Source organism: Halobacterium bonnevillei, from assembly GCF_009831555.1.
Lineage (GTDB): Archaea > Halobacteriota > Halobacteria > Halobacteriales > Halobacteriaceae > Halobacterium > Halobacterium bonnevillei.
This window is the reverse complement of record NZ_WUUU01000090.1, coordinates 1-11963: the sequence shown is the minus strand read 5'-3', so window position 1 is coordinate 11963 and position 11963 is coordinate 1. Positions and strand designations below refer to the sequence as shown.

Genomic DNA, 11963 nt, shown 5'->3' with positions numbered 1-11963 from the left:
CGGAATCCCGGCCGGGCGGGGAGGGGAGTCGGCGTCGCGGAGTCCCTCGCAGACTCCCTGGACGTGACGCTCACGACGGACGCGAACCTCCCCGCGGTCGTCGCGTCGGCCGACGCCGTGCTCGTCGGCGCGGACGCCGTCTTCCCGGATGGCTCCGTCGTGAACAAGGTCGGGACGCGGGCAGCGGCCCTCGCCGCCCGCGACGTGGCTGCCCCCGTGTTCGTCGCGTGCGCAGCGGACAAGATTGCGCCCGAGCCGCTTCCGGTCGAACCCGGTGACCCCGGCGACCTCTACGACGGCGACGCCCCCATCGAGGTCCTGAACCCCGTGTTCGAAGTCGTGCCCGCCGCGCTCGTCGACGCCGTCGTCACCGAACGGGGGTCCCTGGACGCCGCGGACGTGCGGGATATCGCAGCGGCGCACCGTGACTGGGCGGACTGGGCGGAGTCGCGCTCCGGGGACGAGTGAAAGGTTCTTTTCCGCCCGGGACCTACGGCTATCCCGGGCGACGGTGACGAGGAGTTACCCCCTCCGAGCCCCTTGTGACGAGGACTTTCTCCCGAGTCGCCCCGTCTCAGTACTCGACAGCCTTGGCGCTACTTGGGCTTGCAGGCGGCGAGTGTCCTCAGCGAGCCGGTTCGCCGCCGTTCCGAAGCCGGCCGACCCGCGCTTGTCGTTAGGTAACGGGGCGGGTTGGCCCCGCTCTGGTATGTAAAATCTGGTCGGCGACTAGCGCTCGCTGCGCGAGCGGTCCGGAGGTCCCGAGCGCCGCGATTCACCACGCGAGCGGCCCGAACGGGGAGGCCGTGAGCGAAGCGAGCGTGGGCGCAAGGACGACCGCAGGGAGGACGCTGGGCTTTTTCACCACGTTTATGCAAGGGAGGCGCGCGCAGCGCGCCGACCGCTGCAAAAGTGGTTACGCGAAGAATTTCTTGAGGTCGTGGCGTTTCGCGTCCTCGAGGTGAGTGCGGACGGCGGCCTCGAAGGGGTCGATGCGGCCGTGTTTGGCGGCGATGGGGGCGATGGTGTCCTGCCACTGTTTCCAGGGTGGGAGGAGGCCGAGTCGGTCGGCGATGTCGTCGAGTCGTTCGTCGCGGTCGTCGACTTTGTCCATCTTGTTGACGGCGACGACGGGGGTGATGCCGAGGTCTTCGAGGAGGTAGAACAGTTCGACGACGTGAGGGATTTCGTCGTCGCCGGAGTGGCGGTCGATGATGTCGACGGCGGCTTTGCCGTCGAGGACGAGCACGCCGACGAGGATGTCGTCGGCGTTGGCCTCGAGGTAGCGGACGACGTCCGTTTTGATCGCCTCGCGGACCTCGTCCTCGACGCCGGACATGAACCCGAAGCCGGGGAGGTCGGTGACGACGAAGTCGTCGCTGGCCCAGTCGAAGTGGTTGGGTTTCCGGGTGACGCCGGGTTTCTGGCCGGTCGGGACGCTGTGGCCCGTAATTTCGCGCATCAGCGTGGATTTCCCGACGTTGGACCGGCCGACGAGCACCACTTCGTCGCTCCGGTCGGGGCGCGTGTCGAACATACCAGTCGTAGCCGGCGAACGTGGTTAAGTCCCGCGTCCTGTCGTAGGGAGCCAACCCCCGAAAGACGAAGCTGGCGACGCTGAAACGCCGGTTTCACTCTGAGGGAGGTTGAAGGGTCCGCCCGCTGTAGTGGTTGGTGTGATGAAACAGAAAACACTCTTGCTCGCGGTGCTGGCGACCGCCCTGCTGGTGACGGCGGGCGTCGCGGGCGCCCTCACGCTCGGTAGCGGGGCGGCGGCGGCCGGCCAGGCGGCACCTTCCGAGCAGTCGATCACCGTCTCCGCAGACGGCGAAGTCGAAGCGCAACCCGACCAGGCCGTGATCCGGGTCGCCGTGACCGCGACGGGCGAGGACTCCACGACGGTCCGCAACGAGATCGGTGAGAAGTCCGACTCCGTGCGGAACGCGCTCGAGGAGTACGGCCTCGATTCGGACGCGATCCGAACCTCGCACTTCGACATCCGCCAGGAGCGCGAACGGACCCAGGAGGGCACCGAGTACGGCAACTACCGCGGTGTCCACGCCTTCGAGATCACGGTCAACGACACTGACAAAGCTGGCGAAGTCGTCGACCTGGCGGTGGACAACGGCGCTGACCGCGTGATGGGCGTCTCGTTCACGCTGTCCGACGAGAAGCGCGAGGACCTCTACCAGGACGCGCTCGCGAAGGCCATGAACAACGCCGAGACGCGCGCGAACACGCTCGCTGAGGCCGGCGACCTCTCGGTGACCGAGACCCACAGCATCATCTCCACGAACACGCGCTACCGCGCGTACCAGACCGAAACGGTCGCGTACGCCGGTGACGCGGGCGGCGGGACGTCCATCGAGTCGGGCTCGGTCACCGTGTCCGCGGACGTCCGCGTCGCGTACAACGCCACGGCGGCCTGACTGATTCGACCGCCGCCACGTCGATCCCGCGGTCGCGTCCGCGACCCCTGAACGCTTTTCTTCCGGCCGCGTGAACCCGGAGACGTGCGACTCGTCCAAGTGACCGTGCCGACCGGAAAACGCGAGGCGGTTCTCGACGCGCTCGACGACGAGGGCATCGATTACGTGGTGTCCGACGAGACGAGCGACCGGGACTACACGGCCGTCGTCAACTTCCCGATTCCCACGCAGGGCGTGGAGGACGCGCTCGACGCGCTCCGGTCGGCGGGCCTTTCGGAGGACGCGTACACGGTGATCTTGAGCGCGGAAACAGTCGTCTCTCGGCACTTCGACGAACTCACGGAGCGCTACGCCGAGGAGGAGAAGAACGACGACCGGATCGCTCGCGAGGAACTGGTGGCGCGCGCCGAGGATCTCGCGCCGTCCCGACGGACGTACGTCGTGATGACGCTGGTCAGCACCATCATCGCGACGGCGGGCCTCCTCCTTGACTCGCCGGCGACCGTCGTCGGGTCGATGGTCATCGCGCCGCTGCTGGGGCCGGCGATGTCCGCGAGCGTGGGCACCGTCGTCGACGACGAGGAGTTGTTCCGGCGGGGCGTCTACCTCCAACTGGTCGGCGTGGCGCTCTCGGTAGTCGGCGCGGCCGCGTTCGCGTTCTTCGTGAAGTACACGAACGTCGTCCCGCCGGGCCTCGACGTCCTCTCGCTGTCGGAGGTCAGCGAGCGCCTGCGACCGGACTTCCTCTCGCTGGTGGTCGCGCTCGGCGCTGGCGTCGCTGGCGTGTTCAGCCTGATGACGGGCGTGTCGTCGGCGCTGGTCGGCGTCGCCATCGCCGTCGCGTTGATTCCGCCGGCTGCCAGCGTCGGTATCGGGCTCGCGTGGGGCGTCCCGACGCTCGCTGTCGGGTCCGGCATCCTCGTGCTCGTGAACGTGCTCTCCATCAACCTCGCGGCGCTGGTCGTGCTGTGGTACTCGGGGTACCGCCCGCAGCGGTTCTTCGAGGTCGGTGAGGCGCGGTCAGCGCTGGTGAAGCGCGTCGCCACCCTCGCCGTCGCCATCGCGGTGCTGTCGGCGTTCCTCGGCGGCGTGACGTACACGTCCTACGTGTCCGCGACGAACGAACAGGCCGTCAACGAAGCAATCGACGACGTGCTCGCGCAGTCGGCCTACGAGGACACCGCACGACTGGAGACGCGCTACGAATACGAACAGGGGCTCGTGGAGCGCGAGCCCCAGCGCGTCGTCGTCACTATCGGCGCACCAGCGGGGTCGGCGTACCCGGGTCTCCCCGGCGAACTCCGTGAACGCATCCAGGCCAACACGAACACAGACCTCGGCGTGGAAGTCCGGTACGTGTACCGCGACAGCACGGGATAGCAACTGGAATCGCTGGGTGTGAGAACTGGGTCCGCGGTCGGCGTTTCTGGTCGCGAGGCAGCTCGAGTCCGCGGTCGGCGTTACTGCTCGTGGGGTAGTTCGGGCTCGTAGCCGACCGCCTCGACGGCCGCGTCCAGCGTCTCCTGGACGCCCTCGCCGTCCTCGACGCTCATGTAGCAGTCAGCTTCCACGCCCGTCGAGAGGTCGGCCTTGTTGCAGACCGTCACGAGCGGCACGTCGTCGAACTGGTCGGCGACCTCCGCGCGAAGCGCGCGCTGGGAGTCCAGCGGGTACCCGCAGGTCCCGCTGGCGTCGAGGAAGAACAGGATGACGTCCGCGGCGTGCGCGAGCGCGGACACCGCCTGGTCCTCGATGCCGTTGCGTTCGTCAGCGGGCCGGTCGAGCAGGCCGGGGGTGTCCACAATCTGCCAGCGCACGCGGTCGGCCTCGAAGTGGCCGACCTGGACGCCCTTCGTGGTGAACGGGTACTCGGCGGTCTCGATCTTCGCCGACGAGACGGCGTTCGCGAACGACGACTTCCCGACGTTCGGGTAGCCGGCGACCACGACGGTCGGGTCGTGAGGGTCGATCTCGGGGAGACCCTTGAGGGCGTCGCGGGCGCGGCCGACGGCGTCGAGGTCCTCCTCGATCTGGTCCATCACGGACCCCATGCGCGCGAACCCCTGCTTGCGGATCTTCCGCGCGGCGTCGGCGTCGCCCCACGGGAGTTTCCCGATGTACTCGCGGCCGAGGTCGTGGGTCTTGTTCGACGCCCACGAGATCTCGGAGAGGTGCTGGCGGAGCGCGTCCACCCCGCGGTTGTCGTCGAACTCCCGCTGGAGGACGGCGTCCGCGAGTTCGTAGTAGAACGGGTCGACGGACTCGAAGTCCGGCCACGCCGTCACGACGTTGTGGAGGTTGTCCCCGAGGATGTTCGAGGACGTCTGGAGCATCGACTCCTGGGCCTCGACGCCCTGCTTGGCGCGTCCCGCGCGGGCCGCCCGGGAGAACGCCTTGTCGAGGAGTTCCTCCGACGTCGGCGTCGTCGGCAGGTTCTCGAAAATCATGCCATCGGTTACGCCCGCGACACGTAAAAGCACACGTAATCAGCCCCGAGCGACGGCCACTCCCGGACGCGTCACGAGCGCCCGGTCCCCGCAGTCTGGGGTCGGCGCCCGCGGGACTTTTCGGCGTGGACGGCGTCTCCTCGGGTATGGTAAACTGGCGCGCAGTCCTCACAGGGTTCGTCGTGGAAGTCGTGCTCGGCGTGTTCGCGTTCGCGCTGCCGGGCGTCGGCCACGCCGCCGCGGGTATGGTCGGCGGGTTCATCGCCGGATGGATGGCGGGCGGCGGATTCTGGAACGGCGGTGTGCACGGCCTGCTGGCCGGGGCGCTCGGCGGCCTGCTCGTCGTCGCGTTCATCGTGGTTGCGAGCGTGCTCGCGAGCGTGGCGTTCGTGCCGGCGGGCATCCTCGGGTTCGGCGCGGCGGTGTTCGCGTTCGCCGTGTTCGTCCTGCTCGCCATCGATAGCGCCATCGCGGGCGCGCTCGGCGGCTGGCTCGCCTAGTCCGCGAACTCGCGGATGACGGCGGCGACGCGCTCCGGGTCGGTGATGACCGCCATGTGGCCGGTGTCGGGAATCGCCGCTCGCTCGACGTCCTCGAGTTCGGCTTCGAGGTAATCCACGGCGCGCCGGAGGTGGTCGGGACCGTGCTCGCCCAGCACGAGGAGCGTCGGGAGCCCCGTCTCGGGGTCGTCGACGTCGGAGGACTCGACGACCTCGATTTCGCGCGCGATGGTCTCCACGATGGTGGCGGCGCGCTTGACGACCGGCTGGCCGACCTGGTCGATGGTGCCGACCGTCTCGAAGAACGCCTCGACGCCGCCCTCGCGGTCGCCGGCCGCGATGCGCTCGCGGATGCGGTCGCTCAGCGTCTCGTGGTAGTCGTCGACGAGCACCGACGGCTCGAACAGCACCAGCCGCTCGGCGTCCAGATCGGGGGCGGCGGACAGCGCGATGAGGCCGCCGAAGGAGTGGCCGAACACGACGGGGTCGCCGTCGACGGCGTCGACGACCGCCCGGAGGTCCTCGAGTTCGCGCTGGAAGTCGTACTCGTCGGCGTCGCCGCTGTCCCCGCGACCGCGGCGGTCGTACGTCACCACGGTGAAGTCGTCAGCGAGCGCGCGGGCGAGCCGGCTCATGTGCGCTTTCGAGCCCGACGTCCCGTGCACGAGCACGACGGGCGGGCCGTCGCCGCGCACCCTGCAGCCGAGTTCCGTGCCGTCCGCGGAAACCACCGAATCCATGCGTCGCGGTACCCCCTCGGCGTGCATAAGCAGACTGAACTACCGGCGGTCGCGGAGTTCCGCGAGCAGGTCCTCGACGTCCATGTCGTGTGCGGCGAGCACGACGAGCATGTGGTAGACGATGTCCGCACCCTCGTGGGCGAGCTCGTCGGTGTCGCCGTCCTTCGCGGCGAGCAGGAACTCCGTCGTCTCCTCGCCGAGTTTCTCCAGGGCGGCGTTCTCGCCCTTCTCGTGCGTGAACAGGCTCGCGGTGTAGGAGTCCTCGGGCAGCGTCTCCTTGCGGTCCTCGATGACCGCGAACAGTTCGCGCAGAATGTCCGAGGCGTCCTCGGGGCTGTTCTCGGTGCCGTCGGTCACGCGCCCATCACCTCGCGGATGTCTCGCAGGTCCTCGAACTCCGCGGGGTCGCGGCGGCCGTCCTCGAAGACCGCTTCGTCCACCTCGATGGGGGCGTCCGTGCGCGCCGCCAGCGCCAGCGAGTCGCTCGGGCGCGCGTCGACGACTTCGTCGCCCCGCGGCGTCTGCACGTGGAGGTCCGCGTAGTAGGTGCCGTCCTCGATGCTGGAGACGACGACGCGGTCGATGCGGCCGCCGAGCGTCTCCACGAGGTCCAGGGTCAGGTCGTGGGTGAGCGGCCGACCGATGTCCGTGGCGTCGAGGCCCCGCGCGATGGCGGTCGCCTCCTCGAACCCGACGAAGATGGGGAGGATGTCGTCCTCGTCCCGGTCGTCGACCCCGACGACCACGACGGGGAGCGGGCCGTCCGGGGTGCCCGCGACCCGGACGGCGTCGATGTGTGCGTTCATAGCCGTTGTTTCGGGAGCACGCTCAAAAGGTTGCCTCCTGTGTGCCGAAGAACGCCAGGTCGTGGATCCGGGAGTCGCTGGTCAGCTCCGGGTGGAACGACGTCCCGACGACGGGGCCGTCCTTCACGGCGACGGGGTTGCCGTCCCAGGTCGCCAGCACCTCGGCGTCGCCGCCGACGTCCGCGATGAGTGGTGCGCGGATGAACACCGCGGGGAACGGCTCATCGAGGCCCTTCACGTCGAGTGGCGCCTCGAAGGAGTCCTTCTGCCGGCCGAACGCGTTCCGGTCGACGGTCGCGTCGATGACGTTCAGCGTCTCCACGCGGTCGTCGCTCGCGTCCATCGACGCCACGATGAGGCCCGCGCACGTCGCCAGCATCGGCTTCCCGGCGTCGACGTGGTCCTGGATCTCGGCGTCGATGCCCTCGCGGGCGAGCAGCCGCGAGATGGACGTCGACTCGCCGCCAGGCATCAGGAGGATGTCGCAGTCCGGGACGATTCCGGAGCGCCTGATCTCAGTGACGTCGGCGTCCATGCCGTGGCTGTTCGCGGCCGACCGGATGGCCTCGGCGTGCTCGGAGACGTCGCCCTGGACGGCGACGACGCCGGCGTTGACAGTCATAGCTGGCCGTAGGGGTCGCCCGGGAAAAAGCCTCTCGGGGTCGCGTCGTCCCTAGACGAAGAACTGGAGGAGCAACACGCCGAGGCCGAAGAAGACGCCCGTCGCCACCACGGAGCGCGGGTCGATCTGGACGGCGTTCGGGTCCTCGGAGTCGAAGTAACGGACAAGTCCAGCACTGGACATCAGTCCGCCGGAGTTCTTTCCACTGCTCATGTCCGCCACTGGTCGCCGCTCCCGCGTAAACCTTTCGTGTCCGGGGTCTCCGCGGCGGGCGCGAGGGTGTGGCCCCTGCCGTCCGGATACCGTCGGTGTCGCTCGTCTCGCGAGTGACTGCAGTTCGGCGTTGTTTCTCGAGCGTCCGCGATTCGGCGCCGTCTCGCGACTGACTCCCGGCGACGGTTCCTGCGAGACTGACTGCCGGCAAGGGCCGTCCCGTGAGAAACCCTTATGCGGGGCGCGTGGCAAACTCCGGCAGACCGATGACTGTCACCATCAAAGACTTCTACGCCGACTGGTGTGGTCCCTGCAAGACCCAGGACCCGATCCTGGAGGAGCTCCAGGAGGACTACGGCGACCGCGTCACCTTCGAGAAAATCGACGTCGACGAGAACGAGGACGTAGCCAACGAGTATCAGGTTCGCTCGATTCCGACCGTCGTCATCGAGGACGACGACGGCGTCGTCGAACGATTCGTCGGCGTCACGCAGCGCGACCAGCTCGAGGACGCCCTCGAAGAAGCCGGCGCCTGACCGGCTGACGCCCTACTGCAGTCGGGCGGCCACGCGTAGCAGCCGCGACACGCTTCGTCTCGCTTCTCCACCCGCGACACGCTTCGTCTCGCTTCTCCACCCGCGACACGCTTCGTCTCGCTTCTCCACCCGCGACCGTCAGGCTGTTGTAACTCACCGTCGAGAGTGCAGCCATGCGCTCGGGGCTGCTGCTGGCTGCCGTCGGCGACATCCCACCCGTCACCCCGGAGATGGCCGTCGTGTTCGGGCTCGTCGCGGTGACGCTCGTGCTGTTCGTCACCGAGGCGTTGCCGCTGGACGTCACTGCGGTGCTGGTGATGGTGTCGCTGATGGTCCTGGAGCCGTGGACCCAGATCTCCGTCGAACAGGGGCTGTCGGGGTTCTCGAACCCCGCGACAATCACGGTGCTGGCGATGCTCATCCTCAGCAACGGCGTCTCCCAGACGGGCGTCGTCCAGATCATCGGGCGGTGGATGTCCGACTACGCGGGCACGAACAAGCGCCGCCAGCTCGCCTCCACCATCGTCGCCACCGGTCCCGTGTCAGGGTTCATCAACAACACGCCGGTCGTCGCCATCCTCGTCCCGGTCATCACCGACCTCGCGCACAAGGGCGGGACGTCGCCGTCGAAACTCTTGTTGCCGCTGTCGTACGCGTCGATGCTCGGCGGGATGTTGACGCTCATCGGCACGTCGACGAACATCCTCGCGAGCCAGACCGCCGAACGCATCGGCGCGGACCGCGGGGTGGAGTCGCTGCACGCGTTCTCGATGTTCGAGTTCACGCACCTCGGCGTCATCGTGCTCGTGGTCGGCGCGGCGTACCTGATGACCATCGGGTACCGGCTGCTTCCCGAACGCGTCCCCGCCGAAGGCGACTACCTCGCGGAGTACGAGATGCAGGACTACCTCAGCGAGGTCGTCGTGCAGGCGTCCTCGCCGATCGTCGGGAAGACCGTCGCCGAAGCCATCGACGTCCAGCGCTTCGACGCCGACGTCCTCCAGCTCGTCCGGGGCGGCGAGCGGTTCATCGAACCGATCGGCCAGAAGGTCATCCAGCCCGGGGACGTCCTCACGATCCGCACCGACCGGGAGACGCTGAACCAGATCGCGGTCGTCGACGACCTCCAGTTGACGGGCGCTCCGGAGACTGACCCCGAGATGGAGCCCGCCGCCGAACCCGACCAGACGCTCGTCGAACTCGTCATCCAGTCCGGGTCGTCGCTCGTCGGCGAGACCCTGCAGTCGACGTCCTTCCGGGACCGCTACGACGCGAACGTCCTCGCGTACCGCTCCCGCGGGGAGACCATCCACGAGCGCATGGACGAGCGCCGACTCCGCGTCGGCGACACGCTGCTGATCCAGGCGCCGAAGGACAGCCTCGACCGCCTCTCGCAGAACCAGGACTTCATCCTCGCGCACGAACCCGACGAGCCCGACTACCGCACGGAGAAGATTCCGTTCGCGGTGGCGACAATCGTCGGGGTCGTCGGCGCGGCGTCGCTGCTGCCCGTCCACATCGTGGTGGCGGCGCTCGCGGGCGTCGTCGCGATGGTCGCGACCGGCGTGCTGAAACCCACGGAACTGTACGAGTCAGTCGACTGGAACGTCATCCTCCTGCTGGCGGGCGTGATTCCGCTCGGCATCGCCCTCGAACAGACGGGCGGTGCGGACCTGCTCGGCGCGCTGGTCGCCTCGACGGGCGCGTACCTGCCCGCCATCGGCGTGCTCTGGGTGTTCTACGTGTTCACGAGCCTCATCACGGGCGTCATCTCGAACAACGCCAGCGTGGTGTTGATGATTCCGGTGGCGGTCGAGGCGTCCCTGGCGATCGGCGCGAACCCGTTCGCGTTCGTGCTCGCCGTGACGTTCGCGGCGTCGACGGCGTTCATGACGCCGGTCGGCTACCAGACGAACCTCTTCGTCTACGGCCCCGGCGGGTACACGTTCGGCGACTACGTCCGCGTCGGAATGCCGCTGCAGTTGCTGTTGTCGTTCGTCACGGTCGCCGGAATCGCGCTGTTCTGGACGGTCTGAGCCCCGGAGCGCAGACTGGACGACGCCGAAGAATTCGACCGCCGAGAGAAATCTGGCCGGTTCAGAACCCGAAGATCGGGACGAACCGGAACGTGAGGAACGCGCCGACGGTCGCAAGCATCGGGACGACGTTCTGCATCAGGACGACCCGGGCGGTCGTTCCGGGGTCGAAGAGGTCCGACGCGCTCGGGATGTCCTCGGGTTCCTCCTCGCCGATTGCCGGCACTTCGTCGGCGTCGTGTTCCTCGTCGGCGGCGAGCCCGCCGACCGACACTTCGACGTTCTCCTCGCCGCGAACCGCCTCCGGCACCGTGAGCGGACGCGTCGCGCGCCCCCACCCGAGGCCGATGATGCTCATCGTCGCGATGACGACGAAACTCGCGGGGATGCCGATGGCCGACAGGAAGATGACCAGCGACGCGCTCACGATGGCGACGATGATGGCCGCCGTCAGCGGGAGTTCCGTGATGTCGCTGCCCATCGTGTCCAGCGTCCGGCGCGCGATGGTGAACGCCCCGATGCCGACCGCGATACACCCAAGAATGATGGCGGGATTCATCTCGATGACGCCGCTGCCGACCAGCGGCGCGATGGCGTTCGCGACGTTGCTCGTCCCGGAACTGAACGCCATCAGGCAGCCGATGACGATGACGGTGACGGTGCCGATGAGTTCCTTGCGGTTCGTGTTGTCGGCGGCCCGCGGAATCGGGATGGGGCCGGAGCGGTCGACCGCCAGCAGGTCGCCGCTGGTGCGTTCCATCGCGATGAGCGCGTGGAGGCGCGCGTAGAAGTACCGACCGATGATGAGCGACACCCAGAAGCCGATGACGGGCGCGACCAGCCACCAGGTCGCGATTTCGCCGAGCACCGCCCAGTCCAGGGCGTCACGTGCGAATCCGAGCCCGGCGATTGCGCCGACGGCCGTCATCGACGTCGACGCCGGGACGCCGAACATGTTGCCGATGAACAGCGCGAGGCCGATGAAGAACAGCACGCCGATGCTGGCTTCCAGCGTGAAGATGTCGGGGTTCGTGACGAGTTCGTTGCCGAGCGTGTCGACGACGCGGCGGCCCAGCGTCCACCCGCCGACGAAGAAGAATCCCGTCATCAGGAACGCCGCCAGCGGCTTCGAGATGGCCTTCGCGCCGACCGCGGGGCCGAACGCGGGGCCGGTCGTCGAACCGCCGATGTTGAACCCGACGAACATCGAGACGAGGATGCCCACGAGCAACAGGATGCTGATCACGCTGCCACCTCCTCACGACGACTGACTTCGACGCGGCCGCGCGCTCGCCTGCGGGTGGTCACGTCTCGTCCTCCTCGTCGGCTTCGTCTGCGTCGCTCGCCTCGTCGTACGCGCCGCGCTTTTCGTCGTCGCCCTCCGCCTCGTCTGCGTACCGCTCCTCCACGGCTTCGACCTTCTCCTCGACGGTTTCGCTGACTGTCTCTTCGACGGTGTCGCCGACCGTTTCCTCGACCGTCGCTTCGACGGTCTGTTCGACGGTTTCGCTGACTGTCTCTTCGACGGTGTCGCCGACCGTTTCCTCGACCGTTTCCTCGACGGTCTGTTCGACGGTGTCGCCGACTTTCTCCTCGACGGTGTCGCTGACAGTCTCTTCGACGGTTTTCTCGAC

General features: G+C 68.2%; 13 protein-coding genes and 2 pseudogenes. 6 read left to right on the top strand and 9 right to left on the bottom strand.

Features of this window, described 5'->3' with window-relative positions:
* Positions 1-468: pseudogene (locus GRX66_RS11480) on the top strand (translation initiation factor eIF-2B); the annotation flags it as partial.
* 448 nt (positions 469-916) lie between these two features.
* On the opposite strand, the gene engB reads toward GRX66_RS11480, so the two are convergent.
* Positions 917-1537, bottom strand: a complete 621-nt coding sequence (engB, locus tag GRX66_RS11475) for a GTP-binding protein EngB (protein WP_159526681.1) — start codon at positions 1535-1537, stop codon at positions 917-919.
* A gap of 142 nt (positions 1538-1679) precedes the next feature.
* Between engB and GRX66_RS11470 the strand changes: the two genes are divergently transcribed.
* Both GRX66_RS11470 and GRX66_RS11465 read left to right on the top strand, forming a co-directional pair.
* Positions 1680-2429 carry an SIMPL domain-containing protein gene (locus GRX66_RS11470; RefSeq protein WP_159526680.1) on the top strand — a complete coding sequence of 250 codons (750 nt, stop codon included), beginning with the start codon at positions 1680-1682 and terminating at the stop codon, positions 2427-2429.
* A gap of 84 nt (positions 2430-2513) precedes the next feature.
* Positions 2514-3809, top strand: a complete 1296-nt coding sequence (locus tag GRX66_RS11465) for a TIGR00341 family protein (protein WP_325064077.1) — start codon at positions 2514-2516, stop codon at positions 3807-3809.
* An 80-nt stretch (positions 3810-3889) separates the two neighbouring features.
* Here GRX66_RS11465 and GRX66_RS11460 read toward each other — a convergent pair whose 3' ends face one another.
* Positions 3890-4876 carry an NOG1 family protein gene (locus GRX66_RS11460; protein WP_159526679.1) on the bottom strand — a complete coding sequence of 329 codons (987 nt, stop codon included), beginning with the start codon at positions 4874-4876 and terminating at the stop codon, positions 3890-3892.
* A 146-nt stretch (positions 4877-5022) separates the two neighbouring features.
* Here GRX66_RS11460 and GRX66_RS11455 point away from each other — a divergent pair, with 146 nt between their 5' ends.
* Positions 5023-5376: a DUF5518 domain-containing protein gene (locus GRX66_RS11455; protein WP_159526678.1), complete on the top strand. Its 354-nt coding sequence runs from the start codon at positions 5023-5025 to the stop codon at positions 5374-5376.
* Here GRX66_RS11455 and GRX66_RS11450 read toward each other — a convergent pair.
* Genes GRX66_RS11450 through GRX66_RS11430 form a run of 5 tightly spaced genes read right to left on the bottom strand, consistent with a single transcriptional unit; the run spans position 5373 to position 7757 of the window.
* Positions 5373-6116 carry an alpha/beta fold hydrolase gene (locus tag GRX66_RS11450; RefSeq protein ID WP_159526677.1) on the bottom strand — a complete coding sequence of 248 codons (744 nt, stop codon included), beginning with the start codon at positions 6114-6116 and terminating at the stop codon, positions 5373-5375. The two genes, GRX66_RS11455 and GRX66_RS11450, sit on opposite strands and share 4 nt — an antisense overlap.
* A 39-nt stretch (positions 6117-6155) precedes the next feature.
* On the bottom strand, positions 6156-6473 hold the full coding sequence (gene hisE / locus GRX66_RS11445) for a phosphoribosyl-ATP diphosphatase (RefSeq protein ID WP_325064076.1): 318 nt from the start codon (positions 6471-6473) through the stop codon (positions 6156-6158).
* Entirely contained in the window at positions 6470-6922 is a 453-nt protein-coding gene (locus GRX66_RS11440; protein WP_159526676.1) for a bifunctional nuclease family protein, read from the bottom strand. Before GRX66_RS11440 ends, hisE begins: the two co-directional genes overlap by 4 nt.
* Positions 6923-6944: 22 nt before the next feature.
* The gene (pdxT, locus tag GRX66_RS11435) at positions 6945-7544 is read right to left on the bottom strand and encodes a pyridoxal 5'-phosphate synthase glutaminase subunit PdxT (protein WP_159526675.1); all 600 of its coding nucleotides are present in this window, start codon (positions 7542-7544) and stop codon (positions 6945-6947) included.
* A 51-nt stretch (positions 7545-7595) separates the two neighbouring features.
* The gene (locus tag GRX66_RS11430) at positions 7596-7757 is read right to left on the bottom strand and encodes a preprotein translocase subunit Sec61beta (protein ID WP_159526674.1); all 162 of its coding nucleotides are present in this window, start codon (positions 7755-7757) and stop codon (positions 7596-7598) included.
* A 266-nt stretch (positions 7758-8023) separates the two neighbouring features.
* On the opposite strand from GRX66_RS11430, the gene trxA reads away from it, so the two are divergent.
* Positions 8024-8293 (top strand): thioredoxin, encoded by a 270-nt coding sequence (gene trxA / locus GRX66_RS11425; RefSeq protein WP_159526673.1) that lies wholly within the window; start codon positions 8024-8026, stop codon positions 8291-8293.
* 173 nt (positions 8294-8466) lie between these two features.
* On the top strand, positions 8467-10329 hold the full coding sequence (locus GRX66_RS11420) for an SLC13 family permease (RefSeq protein WP_394351525.1): 1863 nt from the start codon (positions 8467-8469) through the stop codon (positions 10327-10329).
* 61 nt (positions 10330-10390) lie between these two features.
* Here GRX66_RS11420 and GRX66_RS11415 read toward each other — a convergent pair whose 3' ends face one another.
* Together GRX66_RS11415 and GRX66_RS11410 are read right to left on the bottom strand one after the other, a co-directional pair.
* The gene (locus GRX66_RS11415) at positions 10391-11575 is read right to left on the bottom strand and encodes an inorganic phosphate transporter (protein ID WP_325064075.1); all 1185 of its coding nucleotides are present in this window, start codon (positions 11573-11575) and stop codon (positions 10391-10393) included.
* A gap of 58 nt (positions 11576-11633) precedes the next feature.
* A pseudogene (locus GRX66_RS11410) lies at positions 11634-11963 on the bottom strand (hypothetical protein); the annotation flags it as partial.

Excerpts from the sequence above, each read along its gene's own strand:
- engB (WP_159526681.1), bottom strand. The coding sequence starts at position 1,537 with ATGTTCGACACGCGCCCCGACCGGAGCGACGAAGTGGTGCTCGTCGGC.
- GRX66_RS11470 (WP_159526680.1), top strand. The coding sequence starts at position 1,680 with ATGAAACAGAAAACACTCTTGCTCGCGGTGCTGGCGACCGCCCTGCTG.
- GRX66_RS11460 (WP_159526679.1), bottom strand. The coding sequence starts at position 4,876 with ATGATTTTCGAGAACCTGCCGACGACGCCGACGTCGGAGGAACTCCTC.
- GRX66_RS11455 (WP_159526678.1), top strand. The coding sequence starts at position 5,023 with ATGGTAAACTGGCGCGCAGTCCTCACAGGGTTCGTCGTGGAAGTCGTG.
- GRX66_RS11450 (WP_159526677.1), bottom strand. The coding sequence starts at position 6,116 with ATGGATTCGGTGGTTTCCGCGGACGGCACGGAACTCGGCTGCAGGGTG.
- GRX66_RS11440 (WP_159526676.1), bottom strand. The coding sequence starts at position 6,922 with ATGAACGCACACATCGACGCCGTCCGGGTCGCGGGCACCCCGGACGGC.
- pdxT (WP_159526675.1), bottom strand. The coding sequence starts at position 7,544 with ATGACTGTCAACGCCGGCGTCGTCGCCGTCCAGGGCGACGTCTCCGAG.
- GRX66_RS11430 (WP_159526674.1), bottom strand. The coding sequence starts at position 7,757 with ATGAGCAGTGGAAAGAACTCCGGCGGACTGATGTCCAGTGCTGGACTT.
- trxA (WP_159526673.1), top strand. The coding sequence starts at position 8,024 with ATGACTGTCACCATCAAAGACTTCTACGCCGACTGGTGTGGTCCCTGC.
- GRX66_RS11420 (WP_394351525.1), top strand. The coding sequence starts at position 8,467 with ATGCGCTCGGGGCTGCTGCTGGCTGCCGTCGGCGACATCCCACCCGTC.